Origin of the sequence: Pseudomonas sp. Irchel 3A7 (genome assembly GCF_900187565.1) — a bacterium.
Classification (GTDB): Bacteria; Pseudomonadota; Gammaproteobacteria; order Pseudomonadales; family Pseudomonadaceae; genus Aquipseudomonas.
Window position 1 is genome coordinate 13,254 of the sequence record NZ_FYED01000004.1, and the last position, 23,758, is coordinate 37,011.

Consider the following 23,758-nt stretch of genomic DNA (forward strand, 5'->3'; position numbering starts at 1 on the left):
ATGAAAGCTTTCACCCAGCACACTGGACTTGTCGCGCCTCTGGATCGTGCCAACGTCGACACCGACCAGATCATCCCGAAGCAATTTCTGAAGTCGATCAAGCGCACCGGGTTCGGCCCGAACCTGTTCGATGAGTGGCGCTACCTGGACGTGGGCCAGCCGTATCAGGACAACTCCAAGCGGCCGCTGAACAAGGACTTCGTCCTCAACGCCGAACGCTATCAAGGTGCCAGCGTGTTGCTGGCCCGCGAGAACTTCGGTTGCGGCTCCAGCCGCGAGCACGCGCCCTGGGCGCTGGAAGAATACGGTTTCCGCAGCATCATCGCGCCGAGCTACGCCGACATCTTCTTCAACAACAGCTTCAAGAACGGCTTGCTGCCGATCATCTTGAGCGACGCTGAAGTCGATGAGCTGTTCAAGCAGGTCGAGGCCAATCCGGGCTACCAGTTGCAGATCAATCTGCAAGCCCAGACCGTGACCCGTCCGGACGGCAAGGTGCTGAACTTCGAAATCGATGCATTCCGCAAGCACTGCCTGCTCAATGGCCTGGACGATATCGGCCTGACCTTGCAGGACGGCGATGCGATTGCGGCGTTCGAAGCCAGGCACCGGGCGAGCCAGCCTTGGTTGTTTCGCGACGCGTAAGTATGCGTAAGGCGTGATGACGCCTTCGCGAGCAGGCTCGCTCCCACATTCGAATGCATTCCACTGTGGGAGCGAGCCTGCTCGCGAAGAGGCCCGAATCAGCACCACAAGACTAAACCCTGAAAAAGGAAGTCCCCCATGACCAGCACCGCCCAGCACAGTCAGGTAGTCCAGAAGCAATTCGGTGAACAGGCCGCGGCCTACCTGAGCAGCGCTGTCCACGCTCAAGGCACCGAATTCGCACTGCTACAGGCCGAACTGGCGGGGCAGGGCGATGCCCGTGTGCTGGACCTGGGCTGCGGCGCCGGTCATGTCAGTTTTCACGTGGCTGCGTTGGTGAAAGGAGTCGTGGCCTACGACCTGTCGCAGCAGATGCTCGACGTGGTTACCGCTGCCGCGGTCGATCGTGGGCTGAGCAACGTGTCCACGGCCCTTGGCGCCGCCGAGCGCCTGCCATTCGCCGATGGCGAGTTTGATTTCGTCTTCAGCCGGTATTCGGCACACCATTGGAGCGATCTCGGCCTGGCCCTGCGGGAAGTTCGCCGGGTGCTGAAACCGGGTGGCGTAGCGGCGTTCATCGATGTGTTGTCACCGGGCAGCCCGTTGTTCGACACTTACCTGCAAAGCGTCGAAGTGCTGCGTGACACCAGTCATGTGCGCGATTATTCCGCCGGTGAGTGGTTGCGCCAGGTCAGTGAGGCAGGGTTGCACACCCGCAGCACCACGCGTCAGCGGCTGCGCCTGGAGTACAACTCCTGGGTCGAACGCATGCGTACGCCGCAGGTGATGCGCGCGGCGATCCGCGAATTGCAGCAGTCGATGGGCAACGAAGTACGCGAATATTTTGAGATTGAGGCCGATGGTTCGTTCAGTACCGATGTGCTGGTCCTGATGGCCGAACGATAAGAATTTTTCCGGGCGCGCCCCTGGGCGCACCGACTGATGACATGAGGAAAGCATGAGCAAGCAGATTCTGATTCTCCCAGGTGACGGTATTGGCCCGGAAATCATGGCCGAAGCGGTCAAGGTCCTGGAACTGGCCAACGACAAGTTCGCCCTGGGCTTCGAGTTGAGCCACGACGTGATCGGTGGCGCGGCCATCGACAAGCACGGTGTGCCGCTGGCCGACGAAACCCTCGAGCGTGCCCGTGCGGCCGATGCGGTGCTGCTGGGCGCCGTGGGCGGTCCGAAATGGGACACTATCGAGCGTGACATCCGCCCTGAGCGGGGTCTGCTGAAAATCCGTGCGCAACTGGGCCTGTTCGGCAACCTGCGTCCGGCGATCCTGTATCCGCAATTGGCCGAGGCTTCGAGCCTGAAGCCGGAAATCGTGTCCGGCCTGGACATCCTGATCGTTCGCGAACTGACCGGCGGCATCTACTTCGGCGCGCCACGCGGCACCCGTACCCTGGAAAACGGCGAACGTCAGTCCTACGACACCCTGCCGTACAGCGAAAGCGAAATCCGTCGCATCGCGCGTGTCGGTTTCGACATGGCCATGGTGCGCAACAAGAAGCTGTGTTCGGTGGACAAGGCCAACGTACTGGCATCCAGTCAGTTGTGGCGTGAAGTGGTCGAGCAAGTCGCCAAGGATTACCCTGAAGTCGAACTGAGCCACATGTACGTCGACAACGCTGCCATGCAGCTGGTGCGCGCACCGAAGCAGTTCGACGTGATCGTCACCGACAACATGTTCGGCGACATCCTGTCCGACCAGGCGTCGATGCTCACCGGTTCCATCGGCATGCTGCCGTCGGCGTCCCTGGACACCAACAACAAGGGCATGTACGAGCCTTGCCACGGTTCGGCGCCGGACATCGCCGGCCAGGGCATCGCCAACCCGTTGGCGACCATTCTGTCGGTCTCCATGATGCTGCGTTACAGCTTCAATCAGCAGGCCGCGGCCGATGCCATCGAGAAAGCCGTCAGCCTGGTGCTGGATCAGGGCTTGCGCACGGGTGACATCTGGTCGACCGGTTGCACTAAAGTCGGTACGCAGCAAATGGGTGACGCAGTAGTCGCCGCGCTGCGGAATCTGTAATCTCTCGGGCCCGCTGCCCATTTCACCCCCGAAAGCAGCGGCCCACATTTCAAGAAGGTGTAGTTGCGATGAAACGTGTAGGTCTGATCGGTTGGCGCGGTATGGTCGGTTCCGTGCTCATGCAGCGGATGCTGGAAGAGCAGGATTTCGATCTTATCGAGCCGGTGTTTTTCACCACTTCCAATGTCGGTGGCCAAGGCCCGTCCGTGGGCAAGGACATTGCCCCGCTCAAGGACGCTTACAGCATTGAAGAGCTGAAAACCCTTGACGTGATTCTGACCTGCCAGGGTGGCGACTACACCAGCGAAGTCTTCCCCAAGCTGCGCGAAGCCGGCTGGCAGGGATACTGGATCGACGCCGCTTCCAGCCTGCGCATGCAGGATGACGCGGTCATCGTGCTGGACCCGGTCAACCGCAAGGTCATCGACCAGCAGCTGGACGCGGGCACCAAGAACTACATCGGCGGCAACTGCACCGTCAGCCTGATGCTGATGGGCCTGGGCGGCCTGTTCGAAGCCGGCCTGGTGGAGTGGATGAGCGCCATGACCTATCAGGCGGCCTCCGGTGCCGGCGCGCAGAACATGCGTGAACTGATCAAGCAAATGGGCGCAACCCACGCTGCTGTCGCTGATCAACTGGCCGACCCGGCCAGCGCGATCCTCGACATCGACCGCCGTGTCGCCGAAGCCATGCGCAGCGACGCGTACCCGACCGAAAACTTCGGTGTACCGCTGGCCGGCAGCCTGATCCCGTGGATCGACAAGGAACTGCCGAACGGTCAGAGCCGCGAAGAGTGGAAGGCCCAGGCCGAGACCAACAAGATCCTCGGTCGTTTCAAGAGCCCGATCCCGGTGGATGGCATTTGCGTGCGCATCGGCGCCATGCGCTGCCACAGCCAGGCCTTGACCATCAAGCTGAACAAAGACGTACCGATCGCCGACATCGAAGGTCTGATCAGCCAGCACAACCCATGGGTCAAGCTGGTGCCGAACAACCGCGATATCAGCATGCAGGAGCTGAGCCCGACGAAAGTCACCGGCACCCTGAACGTACCGGTCGGCCGTCTGCGCAAGCTGAACATGGGTTCGCAATTCGTCGGCGCGTTCACCGTTGGCGACCAGCTGCTGTGGGGCGCGGCCGAACCGCTGCGTCGCATGCTGCGGATCCTGCTTGAGCGTTGATCGACTGAAGCAATGAAAGAACCCGCGCCTTGAAAGAGGTGCGGGTTTTTTTATGGGCGTTGGGTCATCAGTCAAACCGCCATCGCTGGCAAGCCAGCTCCCACAAGGTCGTGCGCGTTTTCAAAACTGGCGTACAACCTGTGGGAGCTGGCTTGCCAGCGATGAGGCCATCACAGTCACCGCAAACCCTTGGCAGAATTGCCTGCATGCCCACCACCCGGTAAAGTGCCGCTCCCCCCGTTTCGCCAGAGGTAAAACCATGAGCCAGTCCTTTGATATTGCCGTGATCGGCGCCACCGGTACTGTCGGCGAAACGCTCGTGCAGATTCTTGAAGAACGCGACTTCCCGGTCGGCAACCTGCACCTGCTGGCCAGCAGCGAATCCGCCGGCAGTTCAGTGCCGTTTCGCGGCAAGAACGTACGGGTGCGGGAAGTCGATGAGTTCGACTTCAGCAAGGTCCAACTGGTGTTTTTCGCCGCTGGCCCGGCGGTCACCCTGAGTTTCGCATCGCGTGCCACGGCCGCCGGTTGTTCGGTGATCGACCTGTCCGGCGCATTGCCCGCCGATCAGGCGCCGCAAGTGGTACCGGAAGCCAATGCACACGTGTTGGCCAGCCTGAAAAAACCGTTCCAGATCAGCAGCCCGAGCCCCTCGGCCACCACCCTGGCGGTGGTACTCGCACCGCTGTTGGGCTTGCTCGATTTGCAGCGCGTCAGCCTGACGGCGAGCCTTGCAGTGTCTGCCCAGGGGCGTGAAGCCGTCACCGAGCTGGCGCGGCAGACTGCCGAACTGCTCAATGTGCGTCCTCTTGAGCCGACATTCTTCGACCGGCAGATGGCCTTCAACCTGTTGGCTCAGGTCGGCAAGCCGGATGAACAAGGCCATACGCTGCTGGAAAAGCGCCTGGTGCGCGAGCTGCGCCAGGTCATGGCGCTGCCTGCATTAAAGATTTCTGTCACTTGCATTCAAGCCCCGGTGTTTTTTGGCGATAGCTTTAGCGTGACCTTGCAGTCGGCGAGTGAGATCGACCTGGCCAAAGTCAACGCCGCGCTGGAGGACGCCCCCGGTATCGAGCTGGTCGAAGCCGGCGACTACCCGACACCGGTCGGCGACGCGGTAGGGCAGGATGTGGTCTACGTTGGTCGGGTTCGCCACGGTATCGACGACCTGTCGGAACTAAATGTGTGGCTGACGTCAGATAACGTACGCAAAGGCGCGGCGCTTAATGCTGTGCAGCTGGCCGAATTGTTGATAAAAGACCTGCTGTAAAAGATACTTGGCGACAAATTTTCGAATGGTTTCGGGCGAGCGCCATGCTTGGCCGGAATGCTGAAGGCGAGTCACCCAGTGGGGCTTTCCGGGGCATGCACGAAACAATCGCGCGCGACGACCCTTCGCCGCCGCGCGCCATGCCTTACGGCAGCGGCAATCAATACCTTCTCGCTGGCCGAGGAATGTTCAAACTAAGGATGAGCTATGGTTCAAGTTCGCAAACTGGTGTTAGCAATAGCGGCCGCCTCGGCGCTGTCCTCCGGTATGGCGCATGCCCTCGGGCTCGGGGAATTGACCCTGAAGTCGACGCTGAACCAGCCGCTGGTGGCGGAAATCGAGTTGCTCGACGTCAAGGAACTCACCGCTGCCGAAGTGGTGCCGAGCCTGGCGTCACCTGAAGATTTCGCCAAGGCCGGTGTCGATCGCCAGGCGTTTCTCAACGACCTGACCTTCACCCCGGTGTTGAACGCCAGCGGCAAAAGCATCCTGCGTGTGACCTCCAGCCAGCCTCTTTCCGAACCGATGGTGAAATTCCTGGTTCAAGTGATGTGGCCCAACGGTCGTCTGTTGCGCGATTACAGCGTGCTGCTCGATCCGTCCAAATTCTCGCCGCAAACCGCTGAAGCGGCTGCGCAGCCTGTACCGACTCAAGGCACAACGCCGGTCACCGGTGCGACCCAGCCATCCCAATACACCACTTCGGCGCGCGATACCCTGTGGGAAATCGCCGCGAAGGCCCGTAACGGCGGGTCGATTCAACAAACCATGCTGGCCATCCAGGCGCTGAACCCGGATGCCTTTATCGACGGCAACATCAACCGCCTGAAAACCGGGCAGGTGCTGCGCCTGCCGGATCAGGCGCAAACTGCCAGCCTGCCGCAGTCCAAGGCCATCGCTGAAGTGGCTGCTCAAAACACTGCCTGGCGTCAGGGGCGTCGTTATGTGCCCAAGCCTGGAACCGGGCAGCAACAACTCGATGCCACCAATCGCGGCCGCGGTGAAGCCGTGTCGACGCAAGCCGGGCGGGATAATCTGAGCCTGGTTTCTGCCGAGTCCGGAAAAGCCCGCGGCAAAGGTCCAGCCGGTGATGCCAAGGCCTTGAGCAACAAGCTGGCGGTCACCCAGGAAAGCCTCGATACGACCCGTCGTGATAACGAGGAACTGAAAAGCCGCATCTCCGATCTTCAAAGTCAGATGGACAAGCTGCAACGCCTGATCGAATTGAAGAACAATCAACTGGCCAAGCTGCAGGCCGAAGGCGCCGCAGGTGGGCCGGATGCCACTCCTGCCGCGGCCGCTCCGGCGATCACCGCTGAGCTGGCGGCCAGCCCTGGGGCAGCGCCTGCCGAACCTGTGCCTGCGACACCGACTCCGGCCGCGCCTGAGACTGCAGTGGCTCCGGCCGAGCCACCAGCCGAGGCTGCATCGCCAGCCTCCGACGAGCAGAAATTCAACGAATTGCTGACCAATCCATGGCTGTTGGGTCTGGCCGGTGGCGGGGCAGTGGTGGTGTTGCTGTTGCTGCTGTTGCTGGCACGTCGCCGCAAAGCCCAGCAGGAAGCCGAGAAACATCTGCGCATGGCCCGCGCCTTGGCCGAAGATCAGCCGTTTTCCGCCGATCTCGATCTGCCGGAAAGCAGCTTCGACGGGCTGGAAGTACCACCGCCAAGCGTGAAGCGCGCTACCGTGCCGCCACCTGCGCCAGCTCCGGCGTCGGTGATTGCTCCGGTCGTGGTGACGCCGCCGATCGCCGCACCACTGGTGGCGCCGGCCGCCGAGCGTTCCGACGATGTGTTGGGCCAGGCTCAGTCGCACATTGCCGCCGGACGTCTGAATCAGGCTGCCGCGTTGCTGGAAGAGGGCGTCAAGCAAGCGCCGCAGCGCAGTGATTTGCGCCTGAAGCTGATGGAGGTCTACGGCTTGCAGGGCGACCGCGACGCATTCGTGGTTCAGGAGCGTCAACTGGTGGCCAATGGCGACAATTTCGCCCAGGTCGAAAAACTGAAAAGCCGTTTCCCGGCCATGGCGCTGGTGGCCGCCGGTGGAATTGCTGCTGCCGCCGCCGCTGCCGAACTGGACGCGCAATACGTCAAGGACCTGCTGCTGGACGAGCCGCAAGCTCCCGCAGAGGTGCGGGCCGAAGACGATTTAGACAGTGCTTTCGATCTGAGCCTGGATGATCTGGACAGCGTTACGCCAGCAGCCGTTGCGCCAGCAGCGCAACCGGAACCTGAGCCCGAGCCGCAAGCCCCGGCCTCAATTCCGACCGATGACGATTTCGACAGTGCTTTCGATCTGAGTCTCGACGATCTGGACAGCATTACGCCGGTAGCCGTTGCGCCAGCAGCGCAACCGGAACCTGAGCCCGAACCGCAAGCCCTGGCCTCAATTCCGACCGATGACGATTTCGACAGTGCTTTCGATCTGAGTCTCGACGATCTGGACAACATTACGCCGGTAGCCGTTGCACCGGCCCCGCAGCCTTTGCCTGAACCGGAAGTTGCTGCAACCCTGGACGAGCTGGAAGACTTCCCGCAGGACGACGACCTGAGCTTTGAGTCGGTGCTGCAGCAGCAGACTGAAATCAAGGAAAACCTCGACGACCTGTCGGCCTTCGATCTGGACATGGATCTCGGTGGCGAGCCTTCGCCGGCGACCCTGGCCGAAGACGAGTTCCTGCTGAGCCTGGACGACGACGTCAAGGACCTGCCTGTCGCCGAAGCGCCGACGGCTGCGCATGTAACGCTGGACGATCTGGAGCTGCCGGCCGATTTCGATCTGTCCCTGGCTGACGAGATGGATGCTCCTGACGCGCCGGATGCATTCGCCGCTGAGCTGGATGACGTCAATGCGGAGCTTGATCGCTTGTCCCAGAGCCTCAGCGAGCCAACTTTCACCGTGGACGACGCCCTGGCGACCGTGGACGACGAGCCGGAATTCGATTTCCTGTCCGGCACCGACGAAGTCGCCACCAAGCTCGATCTGGCTCAGGCCTACATCGACATGGGTGACAACGACGGCGCCCGGGACATCCTCAATGAGGTGGTGACCGAAGGCGACGATGGCCAGAAGAGCGAAGCCAAGGAGATGCTGGCGCGCCTGGCTTGAGTGATCGACTCGTTATAAGCAAAGCGGCAGCCCGGTGGGGCTGCCGTTTTTGTTTGTGTCGATAGTGTGAGGGTGCCTGCCGGGCCGCTTTCGCGAGCAGGCTCGCTCCCACAAGGATTGGCGTGAGACACAAATGATGGGCACCCCCGATCCACTGTGGGAGCGAGCCTGCTCGCGAAGAGGGCGTCACATTCAACACTGCACCGACTGTTGTACTGGCATCCCCGTCCCACAGCCTTATAATGCCCGCCATTGCGTACATCAGCAGGCTGTTCCCCTTGGCAAACATAGATAACCCGGCCGCCGAAATGGCGGCCGACGGCTTTTTCCGGATCGCGTTGGGCGTTGAATACAAGGGCTCGCGATATCGCGGCTGGCAGCGCCAGGCCTCCGGTGTGCTCACTGTGCAGGAAACCCTCGAAAACGCCTTGTCCAAAGTCGCCGACTCTCCCGTGTCGCTGCTCTGCGCCGGGCGTACGGATGCCGGCGTGCATGCCTGTGGTCAGGTGGTGCATTTCGATACCCAGGTCGAACGGTCGATGAAAGCCTGGGTCATGGGCGCCAACATCAACTTGCCGCACGACGTCAGTGTCAGTTGGGCCAAGGTCATGCCGGCGCATTTTCATGCACGGTTCAAGGCCATCGCCCGGCGCTACCGCTATGTGATCTACAACGATCAGATCCGCCCGGCGCACCTCAATGAAGAAATCACCTGGAACCACCGTCCGCTGGACGTCGAGCGTATGGCCGAGGCGGCTCAATACCTGGTGGGAACCCATGACTTCAGCGCCTTTCGCGCCGGTCAGTGCCAGGCCAAGTCGCCGATCAAGCAATTGCATCACCTGCGCGTCACGCGCCACGGCAAGATGATCGTGCTGGATATCCGCGCCAATGCCTTCCTGCACCACATGGTGCGCAACATTGCCGGTGTACTGATGACCATCGGCGCTGGCGAGCGTCCGGTGGAATGGATGAAGGAAGTGCTGGAGAGCCGGATCCGCCGTACCGGTGGGGTGACGGCGCATCCGTTCGGGTTGTATCTGGTGCAGGTCGAGTACCGTGACGAGTTCGAATTGCCCGAGCGATACATCGGGCCGCACTTCCTGACCGGTTTCTCCGAACTTGACGGCTGACGCCCTCGAACGCTTTTGTTACCATCCGGGACTTTCTCGGATTTGCCGTGGGGTTTTCTCGACATGTCAGCCGTTCGCAGCAAGATTTGCGGGATTACCCGCATAGAAGATGCGTTGGCAGCGGTCGAAGCCGGAGCCGATGCCATCGGATTCGTGTTTTATGCCAAGAGCCCGCGGGCGGTGACGTTCCAGCAGGCGCGCGCGATCATCAAGGCGTTGCCACCGTTCGTCACCACCGTGGGTTTGTTCGTCAATGCCAGCCGTTGCGAGTTGGGGGAAATCCTCGACGCCGTGCCGCTGGACCTTTTGCAGTTCCATGGTGATGAAAGCGCTGAAGACTGCGAAGGCTGGCATCGTCCGTACATCAAGGCATTGCGGGTCAAGGCCGGTGACGACATCGCGGCAGCCTGTGCTGCATATCCAGGCGCCAGCGGCATTCTGCTCGATGCTTATGTAGAAGGCATTCCCGGTGGAACCGGCGAAGCGTTCGACTGGTCACTGATACCGCAGGGCTTGAGCAAGCCGATCATCCTGGCGGGCGGCCTGACCCCTGATAACGTCGCCGAAGCGGTGGCGCGGGTTCGGCCTTATGCCGTGGATGTCAGTGGCGGGGTAGAGGCGAGCAAGGGCATCAAGGATCACGCAAAGATCAAGGCGTTCATCAAAGCGGTACGGGGATGATGTGACGGCTGGCACACTGCCGCCGTCCACTGCACTGTACAAAAACGGCTGAGGATTGATGAGTCGTACGCAGGTCACGCTTCACTGACCCGGCCATCCATCAAACATCGCCGCACACATGAATTTAGCTCAAGGGCATACGCGGGGCTGCGAACCAGAGCGTTCGGGCCGCCGGTACTGGAGAAAGAAAGCATGAGCAACTGGTTGGTAGACAAACTGATCCCTTCGATCATGCGTTCCGAGGTCAAGAAGAGCTCGGTGCCTGAAGGTCTTTGGCACAAATGCCCGTCTTGCGAGGCTGTGTTGTATCGTCCGGAGCTGGAAAAGACCCTGGACGTTTGCCCCAAGTGCAATCACCACATGCGTATCGGCGCGCGCGCCCGTATCGACATTTTCCTCGACGCCGAAGGTCGTGTCGAACTGGGTGCGGACCTGGAGCCGGTCGACCGTCTGAAGTTCCGTGACGGCAAGAAGTACAAGGATCGCCTGACCGCAGCGCAAAAGCAGACCGGCGAAAAAGACGCCCTGATTTCCATGAGCGGCACGCTGTTGGGCATGCCGGTAGTGGTTTCGGCGTTCGAATTCAACTTCATGGGCGGTTCGATGGGCGCCATCGTCGGCGAGCGCTTCGTGCGCGCCGCCAACTACGCCTTGGAAAAACGCTGCCCAATGATCTGCTTCTCCGCCTCCGGCGGTGCGCGGATGCAGGAAGCGCTGATCTCCCTGATGCAAATGGCCAAGACCTCCGCGGTACTGGCGCGTCTGCGTGAAGAAGGCATTCCGTTCATCTCCGTGCTGACCGATCCGGTCTACGGCGGTGTTTCCGCCAGTCTGGCGATGCTGGGCGACGTGATCGTCGGCGAGCCGAAAGCCCTGATCGGCTTTGCCGGTCCGCGCGTCATCGAGCAGACCGTGCGCGAAAAACTGCCGGAAGGCTTCCAGCGCAGTGAATTCCTGCTGGAGCACGGTGCGATCGACATGATCATTCACCGTCAGGAACTGCGTCCGCGCCTGGGTAACCTGCTGGCGCAAATGATGGGCCTGCCGACGCCGAAGTTCGTCGCCGCGCCAATTGAACCGATCGTCGTTCCACCGGTGCCTGCCAACATATGACCGAACGTACCCTTGGCGAGTGGCTCGCCTACCTTGAGCAGTTGCACCCTTCGGCCATCGACATGGGCCTTGAGCGCTCGCAACAGGTAGCGTCCCGCATGGGACTGGGCAAGCCGGCGCCTCGGGTGATTACGGTCACCGGCACCAACGGCAAGGGTTCGACCTGTGCCTTCGTAGCGTCTTTGCTGCGAGCCCAGGGCCTGAACGTCGGTGTCTACAATTCGCCGCACCTGCTGCGTTATAACGAGCGGGTGCAGGTCAACGGCGTCGAGGCTACTGACGCCGAGCTGTGCCAGGCCTTCGCTGCGGTGGAGGCGGGGCGCGGCGATACTTCCCTGACTTATTTCGAAATGGGCACCCTGGCGGCGTTCTGGCTGTTTCAACAGTCCGGGCTCGATGCCGTGGTGCTGGAAGTCGGTCTGGGCGGTCGTCTGGACACGGTCAACGTGGTAGACGCCGATATGGCGCTGGTCACCAGCATTGGCGTCGACCATGCGGATTATCTGGGTGATACCCGTGAGTCCGTGGCCTTCGAAAAGGCCGGCATCTTCCGTCAGGGCGCGCCTGCGCTCTGTGGCGACCTGAATCCTCCGCAACCCCTGCTGGATAAAGCGCGCGAGCTCAACTGCCCGTTTTTCCTGCGTGGGCGCGATTTCGATCTCGGGATCACCGACCATAACTGGCAATGGCGCGGCCTCGACGCTCAGGGCCGTGTGGTCGAGTTACATGATTTGCCCTTGCTTGATCTGCCGATGGAAAACGCCGCGCTGGCGTTGCAGGCCTATCTGCTGCTCGGATTGCCTTGGTTGGATGCGCAAATCATCGACGCGCTGCAAGCCACTCGCGTGGTCGGTCGTCTCGATCGCCGGCAGTTCAACTGGCAGGGCAAGCGTCTGAATCTGCTGCTGGATGTGGGGCATAACCCACATGCGGCTGAATATCTGGCCCGGCGTCTGGCCAGTCGTCCACCTGTCGGCAAGCGCCTGGCGGTGTTCGGTTTGCTGGCGGACAAGGATCTGGATGGTGTAATTGACGAGTTGAGTGATAGTGTCGAGCACTGGGCCGTCGCACCGCTGGATTCGCCGCGGGCACGGCCGGTAGTCGAGTTGCACGGGGCGCTGCACAAGCGCGGTGCTTCGGTAACGTCATATGGCAGCGTGGCCGCCGCCCTGGAAGGGCAGTGTGCGCTGGCGACGAGCGACGACGAAATTCTGTTGTTCGGATCATTTTATTGTGTCGCCGAGGCCCTGGATTGGCTGGCCCGGCGCTCCACGGAGGAAGCGGCAAATGGCATTGCTGGATAAAGCCTACAAACAGCGCATGGTTGGCGCCCTGGTCCTGGTGGCATTGGCCGTGATTTTCCTGCCGATGCTGTTCTCCCGTCAGGATGAGCAGCGCCAGGTAACGGTCGAGGCCCCGGCTGCTCCGCAAGCGCCAGCGATGCCGCAAGTGCAGGTTGAACCGGTAGTGGTGCCAGAACCCCAAGCCTTGCCACAGGAACCGGTGCCGAGCGACGACGATATCGCTCAGGACGTGCCTGCAGCGCCGGTCGCACCGGCTGTGTCCGCTGTACCGGCACCGGCACCGGCACCGGCTCCAGCTGCCAAGCCGGTCACACCGCCTGCTCCGGCACCGATCCCGGCGCTGGCTGCCAAGCCCGCGACGGCTCCTGCCCAACCCATTACGGCGGCTCCGGGCAAGCCGGACACCACGCAGAGTCGCGTCGATGCCAATGGGTTGTCGGTCAGCTGGTCGGTGCAACTGGCCAGCCTGTCCAACCGTGAAAGTGCGGAAAAGCTGCAGAAAACCCTGCGCAGCCAGGGTTACAACGCTTATATCCGTTCTGCCGACGGCAAGAACCGGGTGTTTGTCGGGCCGCTGATCGAGCGCGCCGAGGCCGATCGTCTGCGTGACTTGTTGAACCGCCAGCAGAACCTCAAGGGATTTGTGGTGCGCTTTCAGCCAGAGCGCGGCTAAATCTATCGACCCGATTTGAAATGCACTGACAATCGCAGCTTACCGATAAGCATGGGCTCTGCTAAAATGCGCCGCCTTATCCGTCTGTAGGCTGCACTGTGCCATTTACCTGGGTTGACTGGGCGATCGTTGCAATCGTCGCCATCTCCGCATTGATCAGTCTGAGCCGCGGCTTCGTCAAAGAAGCACTGTCGCTGGTGACCTGGATCATCGCAGGAGTCGTTGCCTGGATGTTTGGTGGCTCATTGTCCGAGTACCTCGCCGGATACATCCAAACGCCATCAGCCCGTGTGATCACGGGTTGCGCAATAATGTTTGTCGCCACGTTAATCGTAGGCGCAATGATCAATTATCTTATCGGCGAATTGGTACGCGTCACCGGGCTGTCCGGGACCGATCGATTCCTCGGCATGGCCTTCGGCGCCGCGCGTGGCGGGCTGCTGGTGGTCGTGGCGGTCGGGCTGTTGAGCCTGGGGCCGGTACAGCAGGACGAGTGGTGGCAACAGTCGCAGCTCGTGCCAAAATTTCTATTGGTCGCAGACTGGTCCAAAAACCTGATTCTCGGGTGGAGCAGTCAGTGGCTTGCCAGCGGAATCAGCGTACCCGCTGATATACCGTTCAAGGAGCACCTCTTGCCGACGGCCAAAACGCCTCAGTGAGTTGTGTTCAGTTCAGATCCATTAAGTAGGGGTTGCGTCGCATGTGTGGCATCGTCGGTATCGTCGGTAAGTCGAACGTCAATCAGGCGCTGTATGACGCGCTAACCGTCCTCCAGCACCGCGGCCAGGACGCTGCCGGTATCGTGACCAGCCATGATGGCCGGTTATTCCTGCGCAAGGACAATGGCCTGGTGCGTGACGTGTTCCAGCAGCGTCACATGCAGCGCCTGGTCGGCCATATGGGCATCGGCCATGTGCGCTACCCGACCGCGGGCAGCTCGACGTCGGCCGAAGCTCAGCCGTTTTACGTCAACTCGCCTTACGGCATCACCCTGGCGCACAACGGCAACCTGACCAACGTTGAACAACTGGCCAAGGAGATTTACGAATCCGACCTGCGCCATGTCAACACCAGCTCCGATTCGGAAGTGCTGCTTAACGTGTTCGCACACGAACTGGCCCAGCGCGGCAAGTTGCAGCCGACCGAAGAGGACGTCTTCGCCGCCGTCACCGACGTGCACAACCGTTGCGTGGGCGGTTATGCGGTCGTGGCGATGGTGACCGGCTACGGCATCGTCGGTTTCCGCGATCCGCACGGCATCCGTCCGATCGTGTTCGGCCAGCGTCACACCGACGAAGGCGTCGAATACATGATCGCCTCCGAAAGTGTGTCCCTGGACGTGCTCGGTTTCACCCTGATTCGCGACCTGGCACCGGGCGAAGCGGTCTACATCACTGAAGACGGCAAGCTGCACACCCGTCAGTGCGCAACCAACCCGTCCCTGACCCCGTGCATCTTCGAACACGTCTACCTGGCGCGTCCGGATTCGATCATCGACGGCGTGTCGGTGTACAAGGCCCGTCTGCGCATGGGTGAGAAACTCGCCGAGAAGATCCTGCGCGAGCGTCCTGATCACGATATCGACGTGGTCATCCCGATCCCGGACACCAGCCGCACCGCGGCCCTGGAGCTGGCGAACCACCTGGGCGTGAAATTCCGCGAAGGCTTCGTGAAGAACCGCTACATCGGCCGGACCTTCATCATGCCGGGCCAGGCGGCACGGAAAAAATCCGTACGCCAGAAGCTCAACGCGATCGAGCTGGAATTCCGCGGCAAGAACGTAATGCTGGTGGACGATTCCATCGTGCGCGGCACCACCTGCAAGCAGATCATCCAGATGGCACGCGAGGCGGGCGCCAAGAACGTTTATTTCTGCTCTGCCGCACCGGCCGTGCGCTTCCCGAACGTCTACGGTATCGACATGCCGAGCGCCCACGAACTGATCGCCCACAACCGTTCGACCCAGGATGTGGCGGACCTGATCGGTGCCGACTGGCTGATCTATCAGGACCTGCCTGACTTGATCGAAGCGGTCGGTGGCGGCAAGATCAAGATCGAGAAGTTCGATTGTGCGGTGTTCGACGGCCAGTACGTGACCGGCGACGTCGACGAGGCTTACCTGAACAAGATCGAGCAGGCACGTAACGATGCCTCCAAGGTCAAGACGCAGGCAGTCAGCGCGATCATCGATCTGTACAACAACTGAGTAACTACCGGCCCTGAGGGGCCGGTTTTGTATCTGGCTTTTAATTTTCGAGAATAGGGAAAGGAGTGACAGCATGAGTCAGGATTGGGATGCCGGTCGGTTGGACAGCGACCTCGAAGGCGTAGCGTTCGATACCCTGGCCGTACGTGCCGGTCAGCACCGTACGCCGGAAGGCGAGCACGGTGATCCGATGTTCTTCACTTCCAGCTATGTGTTCCGCACCGCCGCCGACGCGGCCGCACGCTTTGCCGGGGAAGTGCCGGGCAACGTCTACTCGCGCTATACCAACCCGACCGTGCGCGCCTTCGAAGAGCGCATTGCCGCCCTGGAAAGCGCCGAGCAAGCCGTTGCCACTGCCACTGGCATGGCCGCGATCATGGCGGTGGTGATGAGCCTGTGCAGCGCCGGCGACCACGTCCTGGTATCGCGCAGCGTGTTCGGCTCAACCATCAGCCTGTTCGAGAAATACTTCAAGCGTTTCGGCGTCGAAGTCGATTACGTGCCGTTGGCGGATTTATCCGGCTGGGACGCGGCGATCAAGTCCAGCACCAAATTGCTGTTCGTCGAATCGCCGTCCAATCCGCTGGCCGAGCTGGTGGACATCGCCGAGCTGGCGAAAATCGCTCACGCCAAGGGCGCGATGCTGGTAGTCGATAACTGCTTCTGCACCCCGGCCTTGCAGCAGCCGCTGAAACTGGGCGCGGACATCGTTGTGCACTCGGCGACCAAGTTCATCGACGGCCAGGGCCGTTGCATGGGCGGTGTCGTGGCCGGTCGCAGCGAGCAAATGAAAGAAGTGGTGGGTTTCCTGCGTACCGCCGGGCCGACCCTGAGCCCGTTCAACGCCTGGATCTTCCTCAAGGGCCTGGAAACCCTGAATCTGCGGATGAAGGCGCATTGCGCCAACGCCCAGGAGTTGGCCGAGTGGCTGGAGCAGCAGGACGGTATCGAGAAAGTCCATTACGCCGGCCTCAAGAGCCATCCGCAGCGCGAATTGGCTCAGCGTCAGCAAAAAGGTTTTGGCGCGGTGGTGAGTTTCGAAGTCAAGGGCGGCAAAGAGGGCGCCTGGCGCTTTATCGATGCAACCCGACTGATTTCGATCACCGCCAACCTGGGTGATAGCAAAACCACCATCACGCACCCGAGCACCACCTCCCACGGTCGTCTCGCGCCGCAAGAGCGTGAAGCCGCAGGCATTCGTGACAGCCTGATCCGCATCGCGGTCGGCCTGGAAGACGTGGCGGACCTGCAAGCCGACCTGGCGCGCGGTTTGGCTGCCCTGTGATCGAGTTGTCCACGCCAACGGGCTCCAATGGCCGTGTAGCGCTGGTCACCGGCGCTGCGCGGGGCATCGGTCTGGGCATTGCTGCCTGGTTGATCAGCGAAGGCTGGCAAGTGGTGCTGACGGATCTGGACCGGGTGCGCGGATCGAAAGTGGCGAAGGTGCTAGGTGAGAACGCCTGGTTCATCGCCATGGACGTCTCTAATGAGGCGCAGGTTGCATTGGGTGTTGCCGAGGTATTGGGGCAGTTCGGGCGTCTGGATGCGCTGGTGTGCAACGCCGCTGTTGCCGACCCGCACAACATCACCCTGGAAAGTCTCGATCTGGCTTACTGGAATCGGGTATTGGCGGTCAATCTCAGTGGGCCGATGTTGTTGGCCAAACATTGTGCGCCGTATCTGCGAGCCCATAGCGGGGCGATCGTCAATCTGGCCTCGACCCGTGCCGGGCAGTCGGAACCCGATACCGAGGCGTATGCGGCGAGCAAGGGCGGCCTGTTGGCCCTGACTCACGCGTTGGCCATCAGTCTGGGGCCGGAGATTCGCGTCAATGCGGTCAGCCCGGGCTGGATCGATGCGCGGGACCCTTCGGTGCGCCGTGCCGAGCCGCTGACCGATGCCGATCATGCCCAGCATCCGGCGGGCAGGGTAGGGACGGTCGAGGACGTGGCGGCGATGGTGGCCTGGTTGCTGTCGAAGAACGCCGGTTTCGTCACGGGGCAGGAGTTCGTGGTGGACGGTGGCATGACCAAGAAGATGATTTACAGCGAGTAACTCAGGCATTGATGTTGAATGTGCCGCCGTCTTCGCGAGCAGGCTCGCTCCCACATTAGAAATGCGATCCATTGTGGGAGCGAGCCTGCTCGCGAAAGCGGTCGACGCAGTACCGATTGAAAGAATTTTGTCTTTTTCAGAAAAACTTCAATCCTGCTATTGACTTAGGTTCGCTACCTGCGTAAATTTCGCGGCCTCGGAGATGCAAACGGGTGATTAGCTCAGCTGGGAGAGCGTCTGCCTTACAAGCAGAATGTCGGCGGTTCGATCCCGTCATCACCCACCACTCCCGAGAGTCTTGCGAAAGCAAGATGGAAGCTGAAAAGCCTCCACCGACGCGCAGCGGTAGTTCAGTCGGTTAGAATACCGGCCTGTCACGCCGGGGGTCGCGGGTTCGAGTCCCGTCCGCTGCGCCATATTTCACGAATCGGATTCATTCGGTTCGCGGTTGACTGATTTAGTGGCTAAAAAGCACCGAAGCTTTCAGCCAAACGAGTTACAAGGACGCAAGTCCACAGCGATACGCAGCGGTAGTTCAGTCGGTTAGAATACCGGCCTGTCACGCCGGGGGTCGCGGGTTCGAGTCCCGTCCGCTGCGCCATATCTGCCTCAAGGCCCACTGAACGCCTTGATGCTACGGAGAAAGCCGAGATTGGCTACTTCGAGTCGATAGCAAAGACCCTGGTCGAAAGACCGGGGTTTTTTGTGTCTGAAATTCGGCGTTTCTCTCCCTTCGCTCTTACCGCCTGATCTTTCTGCGCGTTCGGTGCATAAAGCACTTGGTTCGTCGCTGCGATATTAATTAGAATCACTCTCATTTACGATAACTCCTGGCACAGGGCTTCTTGAGATGAGTGATGTGGCGATGCCGAAGGAGCAAACCCTCCACGATCTGTACCGCGATCACCGTGGCTGGCTTGAAAGCTGGTTGAGACGTCGCATGGGCAACGCGTGCGATGCAGCGGATCTCAGCCAGGATACGTTCCTGCGTTTGCTCGCCAGCTCCCAGCGGATCGCGGATCTGCATGAGCCCCGTGCCTATCTGCTGACAGTGGGCAAACGCTTGCTGAGCAACTTCTACAAACGCCGCAGTCTGGAGCAGGCCTACCTGAGTGCCCTGGCATCGCTGCCCGAGGATTGTGTGCCGTCCCCCGAGCAGCGCTGGTTGCTGCTGGAAACCCTGCAAGCCCTGGATGAACTGCTCGACGGATTACCCAGAGCGGTTAGACGGGCGTTCCTCTGGAGCCAGCTCGAAGGCTTGAACTACCAGCAAATCGCTGAGCGCTTGAAAGTTTCGGAGCGCACGATCAAACGTTATATGGCGCAAGCCTACGAGCATTGCCTGTTGGTGGAGCTGTGAGTAGCCCGGCGCCCGATGTCCGTCAGGCTGTGCGTGCCGCCGCGCAGTGGCTGGCGCTGCTGGAATCCGGTGGTGCTACCGAACAGGACCGGGCGAACCTGCAGCGATGGCGCGACAGCTGCCGCAGCCATGAGCTGGCCTGGCAGAAGGCGCAAGCCTTGCGCCAACGCTTTGCCGACCTGCCTTCAGCCTTGGCCCTGAACAGTCTCGATCGTCCCGATCCAGCGCGACGCGTGGTGCTCAAGCGCGCATTGGGCGCGGTGGCGCTGGTGCCGACGGCCTGGCTGATCAGTCGGCAATTGCCGCTGGAGGTCTGGCGTGCCGACCTGCACACCGCCACGGGTGAACGCAAACAGGTGCAACTGGCCGATGGCAGTTCCCTTCAACTCAATACCGCCAGCGCCGTCGATGTGGATTTGCCGAGCCGTCGGGTGAAGTTGGTGGAGGGTGAGATGTCGCTGAAGGTGTCGGGCACCTTGCCGCTGACGATTCAGACCCGGTTCGGACAAGTGATCGTCAGTCAAAGTGAAGTCTGCGTCCGCCAGAACGCGAGCAGTTGCCGGGTGTCGGTGTTCAACGGGGTCGTGCAGTTGCAGCCGTTGCAGGGCACCTCGCTGACATTGCGAGCGGGACAGCAGATCAACCTGCAAGCAACTGGCGCCTCAACGGTCGAGCCGTTCGATGTGCTGCAACCCGGTTGGCGCGAAGGCGTGTTGATGGCGAAGAACCAGGCGCTGGGGGATTTCCTGCGTGAACTCGACACTTATCGGCCAGGTGTGTTGCGTTGGGAGCAGGAGCTTGAAGCACTGCGGATCACCGGCAGTTTTCGCCTGGACGACACTGATCGCATCCTCGCGCTGCTCGCGGCCAGCCTGCCGCTGGAGGTGCAAACGCGTACCCGTTACTGGGTGACGTTGGTGGCGCGTAAAAAAATTGTCTGAAGCCTGTCCCCTTTTTTCGACTCGCTTGTCATTCAAGGCAACTGAACGAACAAGAGAGCTTCTTCAATGCCCGCAGTAAAGCCCTGCTGTCCGCGTCCGGCGTCGTCCGGTCTGCGCCCTCTGTTGCGCCTGAGCCTGATGTTGAGCCTGAGCGCCAGCCCCTTTTTCATCACCAACAGCTGGGCTGAAGACGCCGACCGCCGCAGTTATCAGGTGCCCGCCGGCAGCCTGAGCGATGCGCTGACGCGGTTCGCCGGTCTGGCCGGGGTCAACTTGTCGGTCGATCCGGCGCTGGTCAGCGGTCGCAGCAGTGCAGGCCTGTCGGGTGAGTATGGCGTGGAAGAGGGGTTTGCCCGGTTGCTGCAAAACTCCGGCCTGCAACTGCAGCCGGTGGGCGAGCAGGCGTACATCCTGATGCCGGCGCCATCAGGCAGCAGCCTGCAACTGGGCGCCACCTCGATTCTTGGTGCCATCGACCCGGTGGACGGCGATCCGTATGCCGGCGGCCAGGTCGCGCGCCGCGGTTCGCAAGGCTTGCTCGGCTCGAAAGACTTCATGGAAACGCCGTTCAGCATGACCACCTACACCAGCGAGGTGATCGAGAACCAGCAGGCGCGTACCCTGGGCGACCTGATCGCCAGCGATCCCTCGGTTCGAGCGACCAACCCGGCCGGCGGGCGTTATGAACAGTTCACCATTCGCGGGCTCAGCCTGTTCAACAGTGATGTTTCCTATAACGGTCTTTACGGCGTCCTGCCGACCTACACGATCGACATGGCGATGGCCGACCGCGTCGACATCCTCAAAGGCCCGAGCCAGCTCATCAACGGCATTTCGCCGCGTGGCAGTGTGGGGGGCGGGATCAACGTGGTGCCCAAGCGCGCGACCGACCAGCCCATCACGTCGTTCACCGCTGACTACGCGTCCGATAACCAGGTCGGCGGCGCCGTGGATGTCGGCCGGCGCTTTGGTGAAGACAACCAGTTCGGTCTGCGTTTCAACGGCGTGAAGCAGTCCGGCGACACGGACTGGGATCATCAGAGTGTCGATCGCGAGATGGCGGTGCTGGGTCTGGATTTCCGCGGCGAGCGGCTGCGGCTCTCGACGGACATCGGGCACACCGAACGTGACACCGACGCGCCGCAGGAGCGCGTCCAGGTCGGCGCCAACGCACAGGTGCCGCATGCCAGCGATGTCCGCCACAACTATGCGCAACCCTGGAGTCAGGCACGTACCACGGACACCTTCGGCACGGTGAACGGCGAATTCGATGTCAACGATTCGGTCATGCTCTACGGCGGTGTGGGCGCGCGCAAAAGCAACCATGATTTTCTCCGGCATGCCGTGGCGGTCACCAACGATGCCGGCGATTTCAGCGTCATGCCCCGTGACTTCACCCGTGACGAAAATGTCCGTACGGCCACGGCGGGCGTGCGCAACTGGTTCCATACAGGCCCGGTGAGCCATGAAGTGAACCTGGCTGGCAGCTACTTTTACATGGACTTCGAAAACGGCGGCGCCCGATACGCCGCTGCGCCCAGCAACCTCTATCACCCTGTGGAAACACCAACGCCTGTCAGGCCTACGCGCCAGGACGCGGAGGTCTACACCGAGAACCGCTTCAGCAGTGTGGCGTTGTCCGACACCCTGGGTTTCTTCGATGACCGGCTGCTGCTGACCCTCGGTGCCCGCTGGCAGCGGGTGAAGGTCGACGACTGGACCGATAACGTCAAAGGCGACACGGCCTACGACGAGGAAAAGGTTTCACCATCGGGCGGCATCCTGTTCAAGGCTACGGACAAATTATCGCTGTATGCCAACTACCTGGAAGGCCTGAGCCAGGGCAAGATCGCGCCGTCGACCTCGGTGAACGAGGACGAGATCTTCCCGCCGTTCATCAGTCGCCAGGTCGAGGTCGGTGCCAAGTATGACGCCGGTGCGTTCGCCGTCACCGCCGCGGTATTCCGGATCAAGCAGCCGGCCTATGAAACCAACGCCACCACCCGGGTGTTCGGCCCGAACGGTAAGCGGCAGAACGATGGTGTGGAACTGAGCGTGTTCGGTGAACCGCTCAAGGGTTTCCGTCTGCTCGGCGGTGTCATGTACATCGACAGTGAGTTGAACGACACCACCAATGGCACCTTCGACGGCAACCGGGCGCCTGCCACGCCGAAATACAACGTCAACCTGGGCGCCGAGTGGGACGTGCCGAACGTACAGGGGCTGACCCTGACCAGTCGCGGTATCTACTCCAGCTCGCAGTATCTGGACCAGTCCAACAACAAGGAAATCGATGCATGGGAGCGGTTTGACGTGGGTGCACGCTATGCGTTCAAGGTCGATGAAACGAACGTTACTGTGCGTGCCAATGTCGAGAACGTGGCGGACAAGCGCTACTGGAGTTCGGCCGGGGCCTCGGATGACAGCGAGCCAGGATTGACGCTGGCGACGCCGCGAACCTACCTGCTGTCCGCGACAGTCGACTTCTGAATCAATTCTGTGGGAGCGAGCCTGCTCGCGAAGAGGGTGTGTCAGTCGCCATTTGTATCGTCTGACACTCAGCTTTCGCGAGCAGGCTCGCTCCCACAGGGGTTTGCGCTACAGCTTCAGCCTTGCAGATACACCGCATGGGTATGGGTGTACTCATACAACCCATGCTTGCCATCCGCGCCACCGATGCCGGATTTGCGCACGCCAGCATGGAAGCCTTGCATGGCCTCGAAGTTTTCGCGGTTGACGTAGGTTTCACCAAAATCCAGTTCGCGCATGGCGTGCAGGGTTTTACTCAGGTCGCGGGTGTAGATCGATGAGGTCAGGCCGTATTCGCAGTCGTTGGCCAGGGCGATGGCTTCGTCGAGGTCATCGATGATCTGGATCGGCAGCACCGGGCCGAAAATCTCCTGGCGCATGATGTCCATGTCGGCACGGCAACCGGCCAATACCGTGGGTTGGAAGTGAAAGCCATTCGGCAGATCGGCAATCTGCCCGCCACTGATCAGGCTCGCGCCCTGGCTCAATGCCGTGCGGACTTTGCGGTTGACGCTGTCCAGGCCCTGACGGTTGATCAGGGGACCCATTTCCACATCGGGTTGGGCAATCGGGTCGCCGTAGCGTGTGGCGCTCATCGCCGCCGCGATGCGCTCGATGAACTGATCCGCCACCTTGCGCTCGACATACACTCGCTCGGCACAGTTGCATACCTGTCCGCTATTGATGATGCGCGAATCACGGATGGCCTTCACCGCCAGGTCCAGGTCGGCATCCGCCAGCACAATCGCCGGTGCCTTGCCGCCCAGTTCCAGGTTGAGCTTGGTGATGTTCGGCGCGGCGGCGGCCATGATCCGCGAGCCGGTGTCGACGCTGCCGGTGAAGCTGATCATGTCCACGCCCTTGTGCGCACTGAGTGCCGCACCGACCTGGCCGTCACCGCACACCACGTTGAACACGCCGGGTGGTAGATCGGTTTCGGCGACCAGTCGGGCGAACTCAAAGCAGTTGTTCGGGGTTTCTTCGCTGGGCTTGATAACGATAGTGTTGCCGGTCAGCAAGGCCGGGGCCATCTTGCGGGCGATCAGGAAGAACGGGAAATTCCACGGCAGGATCCCGGCCACCACGCCCAGCGGTTTACGGAACAGGAAGATGTTTTCGTTCTGGCGGTCGCTGGTGATGATTTCGCCTTCGATGCGCCGCGCCCACTCGGCCATGTAGTCGAGGTAGTCAGCGGTGAAATTCACTTCGACTTCCGCCAGGCCGCTGATCTTGCCTTGTTCCAAGGTGATGGTACGCGCCAGGTGCGCAACGTTTTCCCGCAGCTTGGTGGCAATCCTGCGCAAGTAGCCGGCGCGGTCATTCGCCGGTTTGCGCGACCAGTCCTTTTGCGCGGCGCGGGCGGCGGCGAGGGCGCGGTCGACGTCTTCGGCCGTCGAGGCCGGGACTTTCGACAACACCGCGCCTGTGGCCGGATTGATCACATCCAGATGGGCAGCGCTGGCCACGAACTGGCCATTGATGAAATTTTCATAGACAGGCACGGACGACATGGGA

Annotated in this window: 19 protein-coding genes and 3 tRNA genes; 21 read left to right on the forward strand and 1 reads right to left on the reverse strand. The window is 61.3% G+C overall.

The window, feature by feature from the left end; all coding sequences use genetic code 11:
• The 21 genes from leuD (at position 1) to CKW21_RS07310 (ending at position 22,204) form a co-directional block, all read left to right on the forward strand.
• Entirely contained in the window at positions 1–645 is a 645-nt protein-coding gene (gene leuD / locus CKW21_RS07210; RefSeq protein ID WP_095193303.1) for a 3-isopropylmalate dehydratase small subunit, read from the forward strand.
• Positions 646–783: 138 nt separating this feature from the next.
• Complete coding sequence (locus tag CKW21_RS07215) at positions 784–1,551, forward strand: class I SAM-dependent methyltransferase (protein ID WP_095193304.1); 768 nt, start codon at positions 784–786, stop codon at positions 1,549–1,551.
• 52 nt (positions 1,552–1,603) lie between these two features.
• Positions 1,604–2,686, forward strand: coding sequence for a 3-isopropylmalate dehydrogenase (gene leuB / locus CKW21_RS07220; RefSeq protein WP_095193305.1), 1,083 nt, complete (start codon positions 1,604–1,606; stop codon positions 2,684–2,686).
• Between the two features lie 68 nt (positions 2,687–2,754).
• The gene (asd, locus tag CKW21_RS07225) at positions 2,755–3,867 is read left to right on the forward strand and encodes an aspartate-semialdehyde dehydrogenase (RefSeq protein ID WP_046026895.1); all 1,113 of its coding nucleotides are present in this window, start codon (positions 2,755–2,757) and stop codon (positions 3,865–3,867) included.
• Between the two features lie 259 nt (positions 3,868–4,126).
• Positions 4,127–5,137 (forward strand): aspartate-semialdehyde dehydrogenase, encoded by a 1,011-nt coding sequence (locus CKW21_RS07230; RefSeq protein ID WP_095193306.1) that lies wholly within the window; start codon positions 4,127–4,129, stop codon positions 5,135–5,137.
• Positions 5,138–5,344: 207 nt separating this feature from the next.
• Positions 5,345–8,248: a FimV/HubP family polar landmark protein gene (locus CKW21_RS07235; RefSeq protein ID WP_095193307.1), complete on the forward strand. Its 2,904-nt coding sequence runs from the start codon at positions 5,345–5,347 to the stop codon at positions 8,246–8,248.
• A gap of 308 nt (positions 8,249–8,556) precedes the next feature.
• Positions 8,557–9,381, forward strand: a complete 825-nt coding sequence (gene truA, locus CKW21_RS07240; RefSeq protein WP_095193691.1) for a tRNA pseudouridine(38-40) synthase TruA — start codon at positions 8,557–8,559, stop codon at positions 9,379–9,381.
• 63 nt (positions 9,382–9,444) lie between these two features.
• The gene (locus CKW21_RS07245) at positions 9,445–10,062 is read left to right on the forward strand and encodes a phosphoribosylanthranilate isomerase (RefSeq protein ID WP_095193308.1); all 618 of its coding nucleotides are present in this window, start codon (positions 9,445–9,447) and stop codon (positions 10,060–10,062) included.
• 192 nt (positions 10,063–10,254) lie between these two features.
• On the forward strand, positions 10,255–11,175 hold the full coding sequence (accD, locus tag CKW21_RS07250) for an acetyl-CoA carboxylase, carboxyltransferase subunit beta (RefSeq protein ID WP_095193309.1): 921 nt from the start codon (positions 10,255–10,257) through the stop codon (positions 11,173–11,175).
• On the forward strand, positions 11,172–12,479 hold the full coding sequence (gene folC, locus CKW21_RS07255) for a bifunctional tetrahydrofolate synthase/dihydrofolate synthase (protein ID WP_095193310.1): 1,308 nt from the start codon (positions 11,172–11,174) through the stop codon (positions 12,477–12,479). The genes accD and folC overlap by 4 nt, the downstream gene beginning before the upstream one ends.
• Positions 12,463–13,152 carry an SPOR domain-containing protein gene (locus CKW21_RS07260; protein WP_095193311.1) on the forward strand — a complete coding sequence of 230 codons (690 nt, stop codon included), beginning with the start codon at positions 12,463–12,465 and terminating at the stop codon, positions 13,150–13,152. The genes folC and CKW21_RS07260 overlap by 17 nt, the downstream gene beginning before the upstream one ends.
• A 98-nt stretch (positions 13,153–13,250) precedes the next feature.
• On the forward strand, positions 13,251–13,811 hold the full coding sequence (locus tag CKW21_RS07265; RefSeq protein WP_095193312.1) for a CvpA family protein: 561 nt from the start codon (positions 13,251–13,253) through the stop codon (positions 13,809–13,811).
• Positions 13,812–13,852: 41 nt separating this feature from the next.
• Entirely contained in the window at positions 13,853–15,358 is a 1,506-nt protein-coding gene (purF, locus tag CKW21_RS07270; RefSeq protein WP_095193313.1) for an amidophosphoribosyltransferase, read from the forward strand.
• Between the two features lie 73 nt (positions 15,359–15,431).
• Positions 15,432–16,643, forward strand: a complete 1,212-nt coding sequence (locus CKW21_RS07275) for an O-succinylhomoserine sulfhydrylase (RefSeq protein ID WP_095193314.1) — start codon at positions 15,432–15,434, stop codon at positions 16,641–16,643.
• Positions 16,640–17,413: an SDR family oxidoreductase gene (locus CKW21_RS07280; protein ID WP_095193315.1), complete on the forward strand. Its 774-nt coding sequence runs from the start codon at positions 16,640–16,642 to the stop codon at positions 17,411–17,413. The genes CKW21_RS07275 and CKW21_RS07280 overlap by 4 nt, the downstream gene beginning before the upstream one ends.
• Before the next feature lie 210 nt (positions 17,414–17,623).
• Positions 17,624–17,699 (forward strand) — tRNA-Val (locus tag CKW21_RS07285).
• 53 nt (positions 17,700–17,752) lie between these two features.
• Positions 17,753–17,829 (forward strand) — tRNA-Asp (locus tag CKW21_RS07290).
• 108 nt (positions 17,830–17,937) lie between these two features.
• Positions 17,938–18,014, forward strand: a tRNA-Asp gene (locus CKW21_RS07295).
• A 249-nt stretch (positions 18,015–18,263) separates the two neighbouring features.
• Positions 18,264–18,773: a sigma-70 family RNA polymerase sigma factor gene (locus CKW21_RS07300; protein ID WP_095193316.1), complete on the forward strand. Its 510-nt coding sequence runs from the start codon at positions 18,264–18,266 to the stop codon at positions 18,771–18,773.
• Positions 18,770–19,714 (forward strand): FecR domain-containing protein, encoded by a 945-nt coding sequence (locus tag CKW21_RS07305; protein WP_095193317.1) that lies wholly within the window; start codon positions 18,770–18,772, stop codon positions 19,712–19,714. The genes CKW21_RS07300 and CKW21_RS07305 overlap by 4 nt, the downstream gene beginning before the upstream one ends.
• A gap of 66 nt (positions 19,715–19,780) precedes the next feature.
• Positions 19,781–22,204, forward strand: coding sequence for a TonB-dependent receptor (locus tag CKW21_RS07310; protein ID WP_095193318.1), 2,424 nt, complete (start codon positions 19,781–19,783; stop codon positions 22,202–22,204).
• A gap of 116 nt (positions 22,205–22,320) precedes the next feature.
• Here CKW21_RS07310 and aldA read toward each other — a convergent pair whose 3' ends face one another.
• Entirely contained in the window at positions 22,321–23,754 is a 1,434-nt protein-coding gene (gene aldA, locus CKW21_RS07315; protein ID WP_095193319.1) for an aldehyde dehydrogenase, read from the reverse strand.
• Positions 23,755–23,758: the final 4 nt, after the last annotated feature.